At 64.8% G+C, this 16,636-nt stretch carries 14 protein-coding genes; 8 read left to right on the forward strand and 6 right to left on the reverse strand.

What is annotated here, in order from left to right; genetic code table 11:
• Window positions 1-126 precede the first annotated feature (126 nt).
• The 5 genes from rnr (at window position 127) to U5A57_RS24740 (ending at window position 6,406) form a co-directional block, all read left to right on the forward strand.
• Complete coding sequence (gene rnr / locus U5A57_RS24720; protein WP_321914259.1) at window positions 127-2,589, forward strand: ribonuclease R; 2,463 nt, start codon at window positions 127-129, stop codon at window positions 2,587-2,589.
• A 216-nt stretch (window positions 2,590-2,805) separates the two neighbouring features.
• The gene (rlmB, locus tag U5A57_RS24725; protein ID WP_321914260.1) at window positions 2,806-3,549 is read left to right on the forward strand and encodes a 23S rRNA (guanosine(2251)-2'-O)-methyltransferase RlmB; all 744 of its coding nucleotides are present in this window, start codon (window positions 2,806-2,808) and stop codon (window positions 3,547-3,549) included.
• Between the two features lie 117 nt (window positions 3,550-3,666).
• Window positions 3,667-4,362 (forward strand): ribose-5-phosphate isomerase RpiA, encoded by a 696-nt coding sequence (gene rpiA, locus U5A57_RS24730; RefSeq protein ID WP_321914261.1) that lies wholly within the window; start codon window positions 3,667-3,669, stop codon window positions 4,360-4,362.
• 765 nt (window positions 4,363-5,127) lie between these two features.
• Complete coding sequence (locus tag U5A57_RS24735; RefSeq protein WP_321914262.1) at window positions 5,128-5,721, forward strand: hypothetical protein; 594 nt, start codon at window positions 5,128-5,130, stop codon at window positions 5,719-5,721.
• A 73-nt stretch (window positions 5,722-5,794) separates the two neighbouring features.
• On the forward strand, window positions 5,795-6,406 hold the full coding sequence (locus tag U5A57_RS24740; protein WP_321914263.1) for a hypothetical protein: 612 nt from the start codon (window positions 5,795-5,797) through the stop codon (window positions 6,404-6,406).
• A 238-nt stretch (window positions 6,407-6,644) separates the two neighbouring features.
• Here U5A57_RS24740 and U5A57_RS24745 read toward each other — a convergent pair whose 3' ends face one another.
• Window positions 6,645-7,379: a Crp/Fnr family transcriptional regulator gene (locus U5A57_RS24745; RefSeq protein ID WP_321914264.1), complete on the reverse strand. Its 735-nt coding sequence runs from the start codon at window positions 7,377-7,379 to the stop codon at window positions 6,645-6,647.
• A gap of 852 nt (window positions 7,380-8,231) precedes the next feature.
• On the opposite strand from U5A57_RS24745, the gene U5A57_RS24750 reads away from it, so the two are divergent.
• The 3 genes from U5A57_RS24750 (at window position 8,232) to U5A57_RS24760 (ending at window position 12,067) form a co-directional block, all read left to right on the forward strand.
• Entirely contained in the window at window positions 8,232-9,791 is a 1,560-nt protein-coding gene (locus U5A57_RS24750) for a mannose-1-phosphate guanylyltransferase/mannose-6-phosphate isomerase (RefSeq protein WP_321914265.1), read from the forward strand.
• A 385-nt stretch (window positions 9,792-10,176) separates the two neighbouring features.
• On the forward strand, window positions 10,177-10,896 hold the full coding sequence (locus tag U5A57_RS24755; protein ID WP_321914266.1) for a FadR/GntR family transcriptional regulator: 720 nt from the start codon (window positions 10,177-10,179) through the stop codon (window positions 10,894-10,896).
• A gap of 178 nt (window positions 10,897-11,074) precedes the next feature.
• Window positions 11,075-12,067 (forward strand): Gfo/Idh/MocA family oxidoreductase, encoded by a 993-nt coding sequence (locus tag U5A57_RS24760; RefSeq protein WP_321914267.1) that lies wholly within the window; start codon window positions 11,075-11,077, stop codon window positions 12,065-12,067.
• A gap of 68 nt (window positions 12,068-12,135) precedes the next feature.
• Here U5A57_RS24760 and U5A57_RS24765 read toward each other — a convergent pair whose 3' ends face one another.
• The 5 genes from U5A57_RS24765 to aat form a co-directional block, all read right to left on the reverse strand.
• Window positions 12,136-12,795, reverse strand: coding sequence for an amino acid ABC transporter permease (locus tag U5A57_RS24765; protein WP_158757960.1), 660 nt, complete (start codon window positions 12,793-12,795; stop codon window positions 12,136-12,138).
• 111 nt (window positions 12,796-12,906) lie between these two features.
• Window positions 12,907-13,704, reverse strand: coding sequence for a transporter substrate-binding domain-containing protein (locus U5A57_RS24770; protein WP_321914268.1), 798 nt, complete (start codon window positions 13,702-13,704; stop codon window positions 12,907-12,909).
• An 83-nt stretch (window positions 13,705-13,787) separates the two neighbouring features.
• On the reverse strand, window positions 13,788-14,822 hold the full coding sequence (locus tag U5A57_RS24775) for a quinone-dependent dihydroorotate dehydrogenase (protein WP_321914269.1): 1,035 nt from the start codon (window positions 14,820-14,822) through the stop codon (window positions 13,788-13,790).
• Between the two features lie 79 nt (window positions 14,823-14,901).
• Window positions 14,902-15,666: an arginyltransferase gene (locus U5A57_RS24780; protein ID WP_321914270.1), complete on the reverse strand. Its 765-nt coding sequence runs from the start codon at window positions 15,664-15,666 to the stop codon at window positions 14,902-14,904.
• A 196-nt stretch (window positions 15,667-15,862) separates the two neighbouring features.
• A complete protein-coding gene (aat, locus tag U5A57_RS24785; RefSeq protein ID WP_321914271.1) occupies window positions 15,863-16,627 on the reverse strand; it encodes a leucyl/phenylalanyl-tRNA--protein transferase in 765 nt (254 codons plus the stop codon).
• Window positions 16,628-16,636 lie beyond the last annotated feature (9 nt).

Consider the following 16,636-nt stretch of genomic DNA (forward strand, 5'->3'; position numbering starts at 1 on the left):
TCAGGCAGTCCACGTACGGGCCGGCAGATTGCAGCACTCGAAGACGGGGCGCCGCCCGCATGTACTGCACATTCGGGCCGCGCAAAATCCGACGTCCACGCAACGAGAACAACCATCGACAAGCCCTTGAGCAAATATCCGTACCCGATTCCCAGCCGCGAAGAGATTCTTGGCGTGCTGCGGACCAGCGACTCGCCGTGCACCGCGAACGATATCGCCGAGGCGCTCGCCATCAAGCGCCAGGAGCGTGAAGGGTTCTTCAGGCGCCTCGCCGCCATGGAGCGCGACGGGCAGATCCGGCTCGATTCGCGCGGCCACTACCAGCTCGCGCATCCTTCGAATTTCGTCGCCGGGCGCGTGCAGGGGCATCGCGACGGCTACGGCTTCCTCGTGCGCGACGACGGGCAGGACGATCTGTTCCTGCCGCAAGGCGAAATGCAGAAGGTCATGCACAACGACCGCGTGCTCGCGCGCATTGTCGGCTATGACCGGCGCGGGCGGCCGGAAGGGCATATCGTCGAAGTCACCGACCGTGCGAACCGCAGCGTGATTGGGCGCCTGCTCAACGAGAACGGTGCGCTGATCGTCGCGCCGGAAGACAAGCGCATCGGCCACGACATTCTCGTCACGCAGAATCCCAAGAAAGCCAAGGTCGGCCAGGTCGTGGTCGTCGAACTCACCGATTTCCCCAGCCGCCACTCGCAGCCGCTTGGCCGCGTGTTGGAAGTGCTCGGCGATATCGACGATCCGGGCATGGAGATCGAGATCGCCGTGCGCAAGTACGGCGTGCCGCACGAATTCAGCAAGCCCGCGCTCGACGAAGCCGCGAAGCTGCCCGACGCCGTGCGTCCCTCGGACATCCGCTATCGCGTGGACTTGCGCGACGTGCCGCTCGTCACCATCGACGGCGAAGACGCACGCGACTTCGACGACGCCGTGTATTGCGAGCCGATGCAGGTCGGTAAGGGCGAGGGCTTCCGCCTGATCGTCGCCATCGCCGACGTCTCGCATTACGTGCTGCCCGGCAGCGGTCTCGATGTGGACGCCATCGAGCGCAGCACGTCGGTGTACTTCCCGCGCCGCGTGATTCCGATGCTGCCCGAGAAGCTCTCGAACGGGCTCTGTTCGCTCAATCCGCACGTCGATCGCTGCGTGCTCGTGTGCGACATGGTGATCACCGCGCGCGGCGAGATCAAGGCGTACCAGTTCTATCCGGGCGTCATGCACTCGGCGGCGCGGCTCACGTATACCGAAGTCGCGGCGGTGCTCACCAACACCAAGGGGCCCGAGGCGACGCGCCGCGCGGCGCTGCTGCCGCAGCTGCAGAATCTCTATGGCGTGTACAAGTCGCTGTTCGCCGCGCGCCAGAAGCGCGGTGCGATCGATTTCGACACGACCGAGACGTATATCGTCTGCAATGCGCAGGGCAAGATCGAGCAGATCGTGCCACGCCAGCGCAACGACGCGCACAAGCTGATCGAAGAGTGCATGCTCGCGGCCAACGTGTGCGCGGCGGACTTCATGAAGCGCCACAAGCACCCGGGCCTGTACCGCGTGCACGCGGGACCGACGGCCGAAAAGCTCGAGAACCTGCGCACCTTCCTGCGTGGCATGGGCCTTTCGCTCGGCGGCGGCGACACGCCGCACGCGAGCGATTACGCGGCGCTGATGGCGCACATCCGCGACCGGCCCGACGCGCAGATGCTGCAGACCATGCTGCTGCGCTCGATGCAGCAGGCCGTGTACAGCCCGGACAATATCGGTCACTTCGGGCTTGCCTACGAGGCTTACGCGCACTTTACGAGCCCGATTCGCCGCTATCCCGACCTGCTCACGCACCGCGCGATCTACGCGATCCTGCAGGGCAAGAAGTATCAGCCGCAGGCGCCCGAGGGCGTCGAACTCAATACCGCGCTTTCGCCGCGCGCCCGCGCGCTGCAAGCCGAAGACGAAGAGAAGCGCGGCAAGCGCGCCCGCGGTGCCAACACGGCAATCTGGGAAGAGCTGGGCCTGCACTGCTCGGCGAACGAGCGCCGCGCTGACGAAGCCTCGCGCGACGTCGAAGCCTGGCTCAAGTGCTACTTCATGCGCGACAAGCTCGGCGAAGAGTACGGCGGGATGGTGAGCGGCGTGACGTCGTTCGGCATTTTCGTTCAGCTCGATGCGCTCTTCATCGAAGGTCTCGTGCACGTGACGGAACTGGGCTCGGATTACTTCCAGTACGACGAGATCAAGAACGAACTGCGCGGCGAGCGCACCGGCATTCGCTACCGTCTATCGGATCGTGTGCGCGTGCAGGTGAGCCGCGTGGATCTCGATGCGCGCAAGATCGACTTCCGCCTCGTGCGCGATACGCCCGTGAAGCCGGGCGGCAACCGGCCGATGCCGGTCGACAAGGGCGGTGTGGATGGCGGTCCGCGCGTGCGTGCGCTGCCGGGCGGCGACATGGCGCGCCAGAGAAAGGCCGCGCCGGCGCCAAGCGTGGCGGTGAAGGAAGCACGCGCGGCGCGCGGTGCCGCCAAGACCGCGAAGAAGCGCTCGGCCGTGAAGTCCACGCCCAAGAAGCAGGCGCCGCGCAAGAAGCGTTGAGCGCCGTGCGGGGCGCCAGATGCGCTCCGCCGCCGTTATGTATCCGGGCCGCGCCGTCGTGCGCGTGCCCGGTTTTTTCACTTGCATGCCGCGTCGGGAGTTGCCACACAGGCGCGCGGTTTGCAGATGCCGGACCGCACGACGCGGCCGGCTGACTTTCGTTGCTGGCGGCGCGTTGTTTGCGCCGCAAAACGTTCATCAGGGGTTGTCTCAGTCATGTCACGTCTCAAGGTTCTTTACGGGTTTCATGCGGTGATCGCACGCTTGCGGCACGACGCGTCCACGGTCGAGGATGTCTACTACGATCCGACGCGCCGCGACCGCCGCATGCAGGATTTCCTGCACACCGCGAAGGAAGCGGGCGCGCGCGTGATCGCAGCCGACGAAACGCGCCTCTGGGGTCTCGCGCACACGGAGCGCCATCAGGGCGTCGTGGCCCGCGTGCACGATCTGGCGCTTGCGCAGAACCTCGCGGAACTGCTCGACGGCATCCAGGGATCGCCGCTGTTGCTCGTGCTCGACGGCGTGACCGATCCGCACAATCTCGGCGCCTGCCTGCGTGTGGCCGATGCGGCCGGCGCGCACGCCGTGATCGCCCCGCGCGACCGCGCCGTGGGTCTGAACGCCACGGCCGCGAAGGTGGCGAGCGGCGCCGCCGACACCGTGCCCTACATCACCGTGACGAACCTGGCGCGTGCGCTGCGCGAACTCAAGGACGCGGGCGTGTGGGTGGTGGGCACCGCCGGCGACGCGAGCGCGAGCCTCTACGAGACAAAGCTCGACGGCCCCGTTGCGCTCGTGCTGGGCGCCGAAGGCGAAGGTATGCGCCGCCTCACGCGCGAAACCTGCGACGAAGTCATGCAGATTCCGATGGCGGGCACGGTCGAGAGCCTGAACGTTTCGGTCGCTTCGGGCGTGTGCCTGTTCGAGGCGGTGCGCCAACGCTCGGCTGCGCGCTGATCGCCGGCCGATCGCGCGTTGCCCAGCGCGCGATCCTGTGAGTGCGGGCAGCCCGTGCCCGCATCTCCGGTAAACTATGCGAATTCCGCGTTTTTCTCCTCCTCGGGCTGTACTCCCATGACTCAAGACGAACTCAAGCAACTGGTCGGCCAGGCCGCCGCCGACTATGTCAATGCAAACGTGCCGGAAGGCGCCGTAATCGGCGTCGGCACGGGCTCCACCGCGAACTGCTTCATTGACGCCCTCGCGGCCAGCAAGGGCCGCTACCGCGGCGCCGTGTCGAGCTCGGTTGCGACCACCGCGCGCCTCGAAGCGCACGGCTTCAAGATTTTCGACCTCAACGAGATCGAATCGCTGCCCGTGTACGTGGACGGCGCCGACGAAATCGACGGCGCAGGCGCCATGATCAAGGGCGGCGGCGGCGCGCTCACGCGCGAGAAAATCGTCGCTTCGGTGTCGGACGTGTTCGTCTGCATCGCCGATGCGAGCAAGCGTGTCGACGTGCTCGGCCAGTTCCCGCTGCCCATCGAAGTCGTGCCGATGGCGCGCACCGCCATCGGCCGTCGCGTGACGGCGCTCGGCGGCGTGCCGGTGTTGCGCGTGCAGAAGGACGGTTCGCCCTTTATCACCGACAACGGCAACGAGATTCTCGACGTGAAGGGCTTGCGCATCAGCGATCCGCGCACGCTTGAAGCGCTTGTCAACGCCTGGCCGGGCGTGGTGACGGTGGGTCTGTTCGCCGCCCGCGGCGCGGACCTCTGCCTCCTTGGCGGTGAAACCGGCGTCGAGCGTATCGAATACCGCAAGGCCTGAGCGGTCTCGCGCGAGCGGCACGTTCCACCGGCATTAGTCTGCTTTTGCCTGTGCGTTGCCGCTCTTTTTTCTGGCAGGTCTGCGTGGCCTGCCGAACCGAACATCGCGATTAATCATTAAAAGAAAGCGATTTTCTGTATCTGGTTGTGCGTGCATCTATTTGAAGCCTTTCAATTGGTTTTGAAAGAAAATCCCCATATTCAAGGACATGTCTATTTACTACGTTGAGAACCGCACATAAAACATGCGAATGGCGTAGCAATAGTCTTACTGTCTGAGTTATAAATTCACCGTCCGGCGATGTTATGCAAGCAGTTCGCTAAAAGAGACGTCGAAAGCAACCGGGCAGGGGAAGGGCGGCGCGCGAAAATGCGCAGCGGCCCGAGGGTTTCTGTCGGGCGGTACGCGGGGTAATAATGACAACAGCAGGTGTTGAGCAACTTGTGTCGGACTGCTATGCAATAGGGTCCGTGAAGGTGCGGAGTCTTGCGGGGCATTTCTTTCTGTTCTCCGGATTTTCAATTCTGCATGATCGCCTGATTTACGAAAACACGTAAGGGCGTTCTGCGCGCGATTATTAATCTGGTAATTCCGGTTTAAACGGTCCTCCCGATATCGGGTGGCTCGCGGGGATATTCGCGCGTCGTAAATGCAGTGATTTTATAAGCATTGCAATTGAAATCGTGTTAAATGCGCCCGCGCTATCAGGGGGAGTGCGCGCGCATTCATCCAACGCTCCCCTGTTTTATCAGGAAGACCACAATCATGAAGAAGATTCAGGCCATTTCGCTCGCCGCCATGCTCTCTCTCGGTTCGGCTGCCGCATTTGCAGGCGGTGCCGGCGGTGTGGGCGCGCCGTCGTCCTCCACCACGTCGGCGGTGGGCGCAGCGGGCGTCGGCTTTGGCGCTTCGGCGCTCACGTCGAACTCGACGTCGTCGGTCAACGGCAGCTTCACCTCGGCGCTGACGGTGCCGGGCCATATCGACGCCACGGTGTCGCAAGGCAATCAGTCCTTCTCGAACGCGAGCCTCACGTTCGGTTCGAGCTACACGGCGCAAAACGGCAACTCGCAAACCTACGGCCAGACGGCTAACGGCTACGTCGGCCAGACCGGCACGACGACCACGAACCAGAATTCGTCGACGCTCGGCTTCACGAGCGCGACGCAGTCGGGTTCGCAGAACTTCAATTCGTCGGTGATCAACACGTCGTTCAACGGTTCGAGCGGCAGCTACGGCGGCTCGGGCTTTACGTCGAACGCAACGGCGAACGGCAGCGGCACGGCCAATGCGGACGGCGGCGTCGGCATCGTCGCGGCGGGCGGTTCGGGTTCGCTCACGGGCGGTATGCACTGGTAATCCGAACGGGTCAGCCGTTCACTAGCGCGTCGGAGAGGGGGCGCTGCCCCCTTTTCCGTTCACGGAGAGAAGAATGAGCAAGCTGAAACAAAAAATCGCCGTTGCCGGGGTGTTGCTGTTCGCAGGCGCCGCGTGGGCGCAAACCACGCCGACGATGACGTCGGGGACCACGTCCACGTCGAGCCAGACGAGCACCGTCTCCAATACCGTGGTACTGCCGAGCGGCGGCGCGTCAGACGTGACGTATCACGGTTCTTACGATGTGCGCACGACGCCCACGGTCTATGCGCCGGCCTTGACGGCCTCGGTGACCGAGACCTGCTGGGGCAGTATTTCTGCTGCGGTGTCGGTGGTGGGCGTGGGCGCGACGGCCGCGGGCACCATCAAGGACATGGACTGCAACAAGCGCCTGAATGCGGCCGTGGCGTGGCGCATGGACCGCAAGGACATTGCGTTCAACATCATGTGTCAGGAAGACGACTTTCGCGAGGCGGCCGCGCTCACCGATCATCCGTGCGGCGACAATCGCAAGGTCGCGAAGAACGATGGCGCGCCCGTGCAATTGCGCAACGCCGACACGAGCCCGGATCCGAAGCTGCAGGAGCCGACCGACCCGTTCGTGCGCGAACGCGAGCACTTGCCTGCGTTGCCGCTTGCGCAGGCGCTCGTGCCTTCGGCTCATTGAATCGCGCGAGGCTGAAGAGAAGAGGGCGCGCGCCTGTTCTCTCCAGCTCAAGCGGAAAGACATAATTGATTCGGTATCCTGTATGCTCTCGGTGTCTGCGAATTTGCGTGAACGGTTCCGCGAAAGCGCAGGCAAAGCGAACAGGCGCGCAAAAGCGTGCCGCCAGGGCACGCTTTGTTCGGGGACGACTCGCAAGCGAACTCGCGGCGCGAACCGCGAGCGCGCGACGACTACGTACTCACTCGACCGTTTCCGCCTGGTGCAGGCGCGGCAGAAGCCGGTCGAATTCGCGGCGCACGAGGCCATAGCACTCGCAGGCGCGGGCTTCGAGACCTTCGCGGTCGAGCACACGGATATGACCGCGGCTGTGGTGGATCAGGCCTTCGTCATGCAGCTTGCCGGCCGCTTCGGTAATGCCTTCGCGGCGCACGCCGAGCATGTCGGCAATCAGTTGCTGCGTGACGTTGAGATCGTTGGAAGCCACGCGGTCCACTTCGATCAGCAGCCAGCGGCACAACTGCTTGTTGAGCGAATGGTGACGATTGCACGCGGCGGTCTGTGCGACCTGCGTGAGCAGCGCGTGCATATAGAGCAGCATGAGGCGGCGCAGGAAGTCCGAGCGCGCGAACTGCTGCTTGAGGGCTTGCGCGCTCATGCGATAAGCGAAGCCCGCGCATTGCACCTGCACGCGGTTCGGCATCGTTTCGCCGCCGGTGAGCACGGGCACGCCCGTCATGCCCTCGCGGCCGACCGCTGCGATTTCGACCGAACTGCCGTCTTCCATCGTCGAGAGCAGCGAGACGATCGCCGTAGTCGGAAAGTACACGTGATGAATGCGCTGGCCCGAATCGCAGATCAACTGCTCGGTGCGCAGATGAACGAGTTCGAGGTGCGGGGCGAGAGCCTGCCATTCATGCGACGGGAGGGCGCCCAGCAAATGGTTGCCGTGAAGATCGGATTGAAGGGTTAACATGACTGGTCCTCGTGCGAAGCGGCGCGAGCCGCCTCCTGTTTTTTGATTCCGTACGCCGAACTCGTTGTTGTTTGCCGTTTCCCGTGCGGCTTTTGCGTTCGTCGTGCCGGCCCCATAGTCCCGCTTGTTCGTGCTCTTTCCTGCTTGTTCCTGCACTTCTTTCTGCGTTTTTCCTGCGCTTGTTACTGCGCTTGTTACTGCGTCCCCGCTCTGTCCTGCCCGGTCCCACTCGCGTGCGCTTGTGTGCGCGGTATCGCTTGTCCGCGTCTCGCGTCTTTGCGGTGATCTCTCTTTAGCAGGGTGTGTGCCAGTTGGTGCGAAAGCACGCATTCAAGCGGCTAAGCGAGTGTTGGCCATGCGGCAGCGCGGCATAACGCAGCATTTTTGTTTCAGTTTTGTACGGCGACTTTGCGCATCGAGGCACCGCGCATCGCATTTTTGAAAGCCGCAAGTTGATGATTCAATTGAGTTATTTACCTCGGTAACAGGGGCATTCAGAAATGGCTCCTGCGTGAAACATGCATTCGGGGCGACGCGTGCCCCAGGCCAAAAAACAAGTGTTTTTGATTCAGTTCTGTTGCAACGCAGACGTAGCCGGCGGAAAAGCGTTCGGTGTTGAAACCTCACGTGTGAGCCGCTTTGCCGCGCGCTTGGCCGGGCGCATGCGATCAGTGTGGGTATGCGTACAGATTGGCATGCCGAGGTTTGCTCCAATGGGGTCCGGAAAAGGTCTCATGAATGCGTGAGGCCTGAGAGGTCCGGGAGGCGCGTGACGCTTCGGGCGAGCCCGCCGGCAGGCAGGCGCGGCGTTCGTCGACGTGACCCGACGTATTTCAACGGGGAGCTCACTGTATGAACCAGCTCGTGACGCCAGCCGGCTTGATCGCGGCAGCCAATGAACCCGAAGTCGCGCTCATCGTTCAGCCCGTGTTGCTGGCCGGGGGCTCGGGCACGCGGCTTTGGCCGCTCTCGCGCGAGCATTGTCCGAAACAGCTGATCGATCTGCTCGACGGCGAGTCGCTGCTCGAAGCCACCGTGCGGCGGCTCGACGGCGTGTACGCCCAGGCGGGCGACGCAATCCGCAAGGCCGCGCCTGTTGTTGTGAGCAGCGAGGAGTTGCGGCTCATGACCGTCGACCGGCTCGGCCGCAGCGGTATGCCCGCGCGGGTCGTGCTCGAGCCGGTCGCGCGCAACACGGCGCCGGCCCTCACGGTGGCGGCGCTGGCGGCGCGCGCCGGGCACGAGGCGGCACTGGCCAGCAACGGCGCCGGTGGCGTGTGCGACAGCGACCCGGTGCTCATCGCCATGCCGGCCGACCACCTGATCGCCGATCGCGCGGCGTTTGCCGCCGCGCTCGAAGAAGCGGTGGGCTACGCGGCGCGGGGCGCGATCGTCACGCTGGGCGTGCCGCCGCAGCGCGCGGAAACCGGTTACGGGTACATCGGCGCGGGGGCGGCGCTCGGCGCCAGCGGCGCGCGCGTGATCGAGCGTTTCGTGGAAAAACCGGGCGCCGAACTCGCGGCGAGTTACGTGGCCTCGGGCGATTACCTCTGGAATAGCGGCATTTTCGTGGTGCGCGCATCGGTTTGGCTCGCCGCGATCGCGCATTGCCGGCCGGCCATCGCGGCGCAATGCGCGGCGGCGTTCGAGGCGGCCGCAGTTGATGCCGACGGCACCGTGCATCTCGATGCGGCGGCGCTCGCCGCCTGCCCGTCCGATTCGATCGACTACGCGGTGATGGAGTCGCTCGGCGCGGACGCGCGGCTCGCGGGCGTGGTCGTGCCGCTCGTGGCCGGCTGGTCCGATGTCGGCGCATGGGACGCGGTGTGGCAGGTATCGAACAAGGACGCAAGCGGCAACGTGGCGCGCGGCCGTGTGATGTTCGAAGACGTGACTGACACGTTCGCACACTCGGACGGACGGCTCGTTGCCTGCGTGGGCGTGCACGGCGTGGTGGTGGTCGAGACGGCCGACGCAGTCCTCGTCGCGGCGAGGGATCGGGTGCAGGACGTGAAGGCGATCGTCGGCAAGCTCAGGCAGGAGCGCAGCGCGGTTGCGCAGCATCACCGGCGTGTGGAGCGGCCGTGGGGCTGCTACGACTCGCTCGATCAGGGCGAGCGCTTCCAGGTCAAGCGCATCGTCGTGAAGCCGGGCGGGCGGCTGTCGCTGCAGATGCATCACCACCGCGCGGAGCACTGGACCGTGGTGCGTGGCACGGCACGTGTCACGCGCGGCGAGGAAATTTTCCTGCTTTCGGAAAACGAATCGACCTACATTCCGCTCGGTGTGAAGCACCGGCTGGAGAATCCCGGCAAGACGCCGCTCGAGATCATCGAGGTGCAGTCGGGCGGTTATCTGGGCGAGGACGACATCGTCCGCTTTGACGATGAGTATGGGCGGATACAACGTTGAACGAGTGCAGCGTTGAAAAGCACGACGTGGGTCAGCGTGCGAAAAGCGTACGCAGAAGAAACATGCACGCCGGCATCGCTGCATATGCACAGCCAGGGAATGCCGATCGATCCGGAAGCGGATTCAAAAGCAGATTGAAAGCGCGTTGATTGAAGTAAGTGGGCGGTCCATACGATCGCCTTACAAAAAGAGCAGCGCAAGGGCCGACGTAACACGCGTACATACGAACAATGCGCATGCGCGCAAGCATCATGTCAGGAGATATCCTGGCTGGCGAATTATGCGAAACGCATGGCAACGTAACACCTAAGTTCGACGACGCACGAGGGCCCGCGCAGTATCCGGCAAACATGGGCGATAACGTCCACATCGGGGGGGTAGGGTCATGGAACTGGGGAACAAGGAACGCTCGCTCGTCAGCAAGGTGATGGACGGGCTGATTTCAGGCATCGTCGAGGAGCGCTACGGCGCAGTGCTGCCTCCGCAGGACATCCTGTCAAAGGAGTTCGACGTGAGCCGCACGGTCATGCGCGAGGCGCTCTCCATGCTGCTCGCGCGCCACATGCTCGACGTGCGGCCGAAGATAGGCACGCGCATCCGGCCCATGCGCGACTGGCGCATGATCGACGAGGACGTCGTGAACTGGCGTTTCCGGTCGAAACCGGACAAGACGTTTTTGCGCGACGTGATCGAATTTCGCGGCCTGATCGAACCGGCGGCGTGCGCACTCGCCGCCACGCGCGCGAGCGCGGCGGACATTGCGGGCATTCGCGAGGCGTTCGAGGTCCTGCGCCAGACGAGCACCGACGATCCGAATTTCCAGACTGCCGACGCTCTTCTGCACACGCGCATCCTCGCGGCGAGCGGGAATCAGTTTTATCAGCAGATGGCGGCGATCATTCGCGGCGCACTCTCGCTCGTGAATCCGATTCTCAACACGCGTGACGGCGGCTGGAACAATGTCGTAGCGGCGCATGGGCGCATCGTCGAGGCAATCGAGCGGCGTGCGCCGAAAGAGGCCGAAGCGGCCGCGCTCGCGATGATCGAATACACCGCCGACGAACTCACTCGCGCGCTCGCGCCCGAGGCGTTGGAGCAGCGCTAAGGCCGTTGGCAGCGTCGATTCGCTCACATCAATGCGCTTGCTGCGCGCGGATTGATGCGAGCGCATTGCGGCGCGCTGCGCGGGCCGGTATCGTGCGTGTCTTTGGGTGCGCCGCGTGTGTCGTACGTTACGTACACCGCGCGGCGGCCCTCGACTTCACAGCCGGAGCACGCAGCACATGAGCGAAACACAAACGATACGTTGGGGCATCGTCGGCGCGGGCCGCATTGCGCACCGCTTCGCGCAGGGCGTCGCGCACGTCGCGCACGCGCGCGTCGCGCACGCGCGCGTCGAAGCGGTCTGGTCGCGCCGCGCAACGACTGCTCAGGCGCTTGCCGCCACCTGCGGCGCGAAGGCGTGCGAGAGCGTGGATGCGCTCTTCGCAAGCGGCATCGACGCCGTGTATATCGCCACGATGCAGGATACTCACGCCCACTACGCGATTGCCGCGCTCGAAGCGGGGCTGCCCGTGCTGTGCGAAAAACCCGCCACCGTGAACGGCGCGCAGCTCGAACGTGTGCTCGACGCGGCGCGCCGCGCGCAGCGCCTCTTCATGGAGGCGATGAAACCGCCGTTCTACCCCCTCTATCGAAAGTTGCGCGCGCAACTCGATGCCGATCCCATCGGTCCGGTCGGACTCGTGCGCGCGGGCTGTTCAGTGGCCAGTGTGCCCACCGACCATCCTTCGCTTTCATTCGAGCAAGCGGGCGGGGCGCTGCTCGATATCGGCGTGTACGAGATGTTTCTCGCGGTCGACTGGCTCGGCGCGCCGCGTGAGGTGCAGACGGTCGGGCGCCTCGGCTCGACAGGCGTGGACACCTTCGCGAGCCTGAACTGCCAGCATGAGCGCGGCATTGCGCAGCTGTTCTGCGGGCTCGATCTGCACGGCTATGGCGACGCGCTGCTCGCGGGGCCGCTCGGCAACGTGACGATCCACGCGAACTGGTGGAATCCGGCGCGTGCGACGGTGCGTTATGTGGATGGCCGCGTCGTCGAGCTCGACGAGCCGTTCGAGGGCGGCGGCCTCAACTACGAGACTGCGCACTTCTGCGAATTGCTGCGCGCGGGCGCGCTCGAAAGCCCGGTGATGACGCACGACACTTCGCGCCGCATGCTCGCGATGGCCGACGCCGCGCGCGCGGCGCTCGGACTGCGTTTCCCCTGCGAATGACGCGTCAGGAAGCCGCCTGAAAACAAAACGGCCCGCTCGTGCGGGCCGTGTTTGAAACGCGCCTGGTATCAGTGACGTGAAGGCAGCGCGAGGCGTTTTTCGTACCAGTGCTGCACCCATTCGAGCACCTGGCAGAGCACCCAGTAAATGGCGGCCGCCGCGAGATAGAGCGGCAGCGGTTGATACGTCGAAGCGATGATTTCCTGCGCACTGCGCAGCAGCTCCGTCACGGTGATGACCGAAACGAGCGACGTGTCCTTGATGAGACTGATGAGGCTGTTCGAGAGACTCGGCACGGCGATGCGAAGCGCCTGCGGCGCGATCACGTAGCGCAGCGTCTGGGTGCGCGAAAGGCCAAGGCTGTAAGCCGCGAGCCACTGCCCGCTGTGTATGCCGAGAATCGCGCCACGCATGCTCTCCGAGAGATACGCCGCCACGTTCGCGGAAAGCGCGATCACGCCCGCGGGCGTCGGATCGAGCGAAATACCGATGCTCGGCAATCCGTAGTAAATGACGAAGATCTGCACGAGCAGCGGCGTGCCGCGCATCAGGCTCACGTACACACGCGCGATGAACACGAGCGGGCGGTTCGAGCTGATGCCCATGAGCGCGAGCACGGCGCCGCCGATGAGCCCGAAGATCATCGAAAGCACGGCGAACTTGACCGTCAGCACCGCGCCCTGTGCGAGCACCGGCAGCGACTGGATGATGAGCGTATAGATGGGCATGGGCGTAGGTAACGAGGTGGAGTGGCGCGTTTTGCAATGGACGCACATGTGCGAAGGGCGGCATCGTGCGATGCCGCCCTTCGCGTCAGCCGGACTGAGCGTCCCTCAGGATCATTGCGTGATCGGCTTGGTCACGTCGATGCCGAACCACTTGTCCGAGATCTTCGTGAAAGTGCCGTCGGCTTCGAGCTGCGTCATCGCGTCGTCGATCGCCTTGGCGAACTTCGGATTGCCCTTCTTGAACGGGATAGCCGACGGGTTGCCGTTGCCGACGATCGCGCCCGTGCGCAGCGGCAGCTGCGAGTTCTTCAGCAGGTAAGCGAGCATCAGGCGGTCGTTGAGCGCCGCGTCGAGACGGTTCGCTGCGAGGTCGCGCAAATACTCGGGCGCGCCCGGATAGGTCTTCACGTCGATGCCCGGCACCGACTTGGCCATGTCCATGTAGTTCGTGCCGAGACCGACGCCGAGCTTCTTGCCCTTCAGGTCTTCGAGCGTCTTGAACTGGCGCGTGTCGTCCTTGCGCTGGATGAGCTGCGCGGCTGAGTACGTGTACGCCGGCGAGAAGTCGAGCACCGCCTTGCGCTGGTCGGTCACGCCGACCTGGTTCACGATCACGTCGAACTTGCCTGCCTGCAGGCCCGCGATGATGCCGCTCCATTCGGTCGTGACGAATTCGGGCTTGAGGCCCATTTTCGCGGCCACAGCCTTGGCGATGTCGACGTCATAGCCGACCAGCTCGCCGCTCGGCGCCTTCGAATTGAACGGGGGGAACGTGCCTTCGAGACCGATGCGCAGCGTGCCGCGCGCCTTGGCCTGATCGAGCAGGTCGTCGGCGTGGGCGCTCGCTGCGACGAACGATGCGCCAACGATTGCAAGTGCAAGGAGTTTTTTCAGCAAACCGGCTTTCATGTTTTCCTCTTGTTCTGCTGCTGCGATTCTAGTGCTAGTGCACAGCGCCTCCGATGCGCCATGACTAGCCTGCCACTATAGCTTCAGGCGCGGCCCGAGGCCAGCGCCCGCGCACATTCGGCGACGAGCGCCGGACCGCGATAGATGAAGCCCGTATAGATCTGCACGAGCGAGGCGCCGGCTGCGATCTTCTCGCGCGCGTCGTCGCCCGAAAAAATGCCGCCCACGCCGATGATCGGCACGTCGCCGCCCAGCTCGGCGCGCAGCTTGCGGATCACGTTGTTCGAGGCGTCGAATACCGGGCGTCCCGAGAGGCCGCCGGTTTCGTTCGCATTCGGCATGCCTTCCACCGCCGTGCGCGAGAGCGTGGTGTTGGTCGCGATCACGCCTTCGATCTTGTGGCGCAGGAGCGTGTCGGCGATTTCCTTGACCTGCTCGTCGTCGAGATCGGGGGCGATCTTGAGCGCGAGCGGCACGAGCTTGCCGTGCATGTCGGCCAGGCGCTGCTGTTTGTCCTTGAGCGCCGCGAGGAGCGCGTCGAGTTCGCCGCCGCCTTGTAGCTGGCGCAGGTTCTTCGTGTTCGGCGACGAGATATTGATCGTCACGTAGCTCGCGAACGGGTAGACGCGCTCGAGGCAGAAGAGATAGTCCTCGGCGGCGCGCTCGATCGGCGTGTCGGCGTTCTTGCCGATGTTCAGGCCGAGGATGCCGCGATAGCGCGCGGCCTGCACGTTCTTCACGAACTGCTCGACGCCGTGATTGTTGAACCCCATGCGGTTGATGATGCCCCCCGCCTGCGGCAGCCGGAAAATGCGCGGACGCGGATTGCCGGGCTGCGGGCGCGGCGTGACCGTGCCCACCTCGATGAAGCCGAAGCCGAGCGCGGCGAAACCGTCGATCGCGGCGCCTTCCTTGTCGAGGCCTGCGGCGAGGCCCACAGGATTGCGGAAGGTGAGGCCCATGACGGTGCGCGGCGAATCGGGCACGCGCGGCGCGAGCAGGCCGGCCATGCCGGTGCGGCCCGCGGCGCCGATCATGCGCAGGGAGAGGTGGTGGGCGTCTTCGGCGTCCATGCGAAAGAGCTGGTCGCGGACGAACGGATAAAGGGTGCTGAACACGGGAAGAAGGCGCGGGCGCCGGAAAATGGGAACCCGCTATTTTACCGGCAACGCGAGCCCGGGGCGATGTGCCGGGGGCTCAGGCTTCGGGCGTGAGTGCGGCCCATGCACCGTCGAAGAGGCCTTCGAGCGGCTGGAAGCGCGCCTTGTACGCCATTTTCGGGCTCTCGCGGATCCAGTAGCCGAGGTACACGTAAGGCAGCTGAAGGCTGCGGGCCTGCTCGATCTGCCAGAGGATGTTGTACGTGCCGTAGCTCGTGTGGAGCGTATCGGGGTCGAAGAACGTGTAGACCGAGGAGAGTCCGTCGCCGAGGATGTCGATCATGCTCACCATGCACAGCGTGCCGGGCTCGTCCGGGTGCGCGGGGTTCGGCTCGCGGAATTCGACGAGGCGTGAATTGATCCGGCTTTGCAGCAGGAACTGCTCGTACTGGTCGCGGCTGTCGCGGTCCATGCCGCCGCCCGCGTGGCGCGCCGACTGATAGCGCATGTAGAGCGCGTAGTGCGACTCGTCGTAGTGCAGCGGCGCGACGGTGGCGACGAGCGCGTCATGGCGCTTCCAGGCGCGGCGCTGCGTGCGGTTCGGCGTGAAGCGCTCGACTGGCACACGCACCGGCACGCACGCGCGGCAACCGTCGCAGTAGGGGCGATAGGTGAACACGCCCGAGCGCCGGAAGCCGGCCTTCACGAGATCGGTATAGACGTCGGAGTTGATGAGATGACTGGGCGTTGCCACCTGCGAGCGCGCGATGCGCCCCTCCAGGTAACTGCAGGGGTAGGGCGCCGTTGCATAGAATTGCAGCGCGGAAAGCGGTGAAAGCGGCAGCTCGTTTGGATGCGTCACGTTGGCAGCTCTCGTAGCAGTTCGGATCGTCGCGTGGCGCGCGCGTAAGCCTTGCCAGATCACGCGGCGACGGGTTCTCTATTCAGTCTAACATTGACGCCGAACATGTATCCATCGAATTGCGCTGGCTGTAGCAAGCGCGCACGCGGGCGTCCCGCGCCGCTCATATGCCACTCATTTGCGGCTCGCCGGCCATTCACGCAGCGGGCAGAAACGCGTCGGGCGTGCCTCGACCGCCGAGCAGATCGGCGAGCACGCCTTTGTCGAATTTCCACGGAATCGGCGCGGCGTTCACATGCGTGCGCACATGGGCGATGAATGCCTTGCGCGAGATTTCGCGCCCGCCGAGCGAGGCGAGATGCGCGGTGTTCTGCTGGCAATCGATCAATTCGACGCCGTGGCGGCGCAGATGCGCGACGAGCGCCGCGAGCGCGATCTTCGAGGCGTCGGTGACGGAGGCGAACATCGATTCGCCGAAGAACATCGTGCCGAGCGCCACGCCGTAGAGCCCGCCCACGCGCTCGCCGCCGAACCAGGCTTCGATGCTGTGCGCATCGCCGATGCGGTGCAGGGTCGAGTAGGCGTCGATGACGTCGCCTGTGATCCAGGTGCCGCGCTGGCCGTGCCGCGGCGCATTCGCGCACGCACGCATGACCGCTGCGAAATTGTTGTCGACGCGAATTTCCCACGTGTCCTCACGCAGCACGCGCTTGAGCGTCTTCTTTAACGAAGGCGAGACCTTGAACTCGTCGGGACGCAGGATCATGCGCGGGTCGGGGCTCCACCAGAGCACCGGCTGGCCGTCGGAATACCACGGGAAGATGCCGCGCCGGTAGGCGTCGATGAGGCGCGAGGGCAGCAGATCGGCGCTGGCGGCGAGCAGGCCCGGCGCGCCGCTCGACGCGCCGAGCGCGCGCTCGACGGCGGGAAACGGTTCGTCGGGCGAAAGCCAGGGGACCATCGTCGCGGG

It is taken from the genome of Paraburkholderia sp. J11-2 (genome assembly GCF_905220185.1).
In the GTDB taxonomy this organism is placed as follows: domain Bacteria; phylum Pseudomonadota; class Gammaproteobacteria; order Burkholderiales; family Burkholderiaceae; genus Paraburkholderia.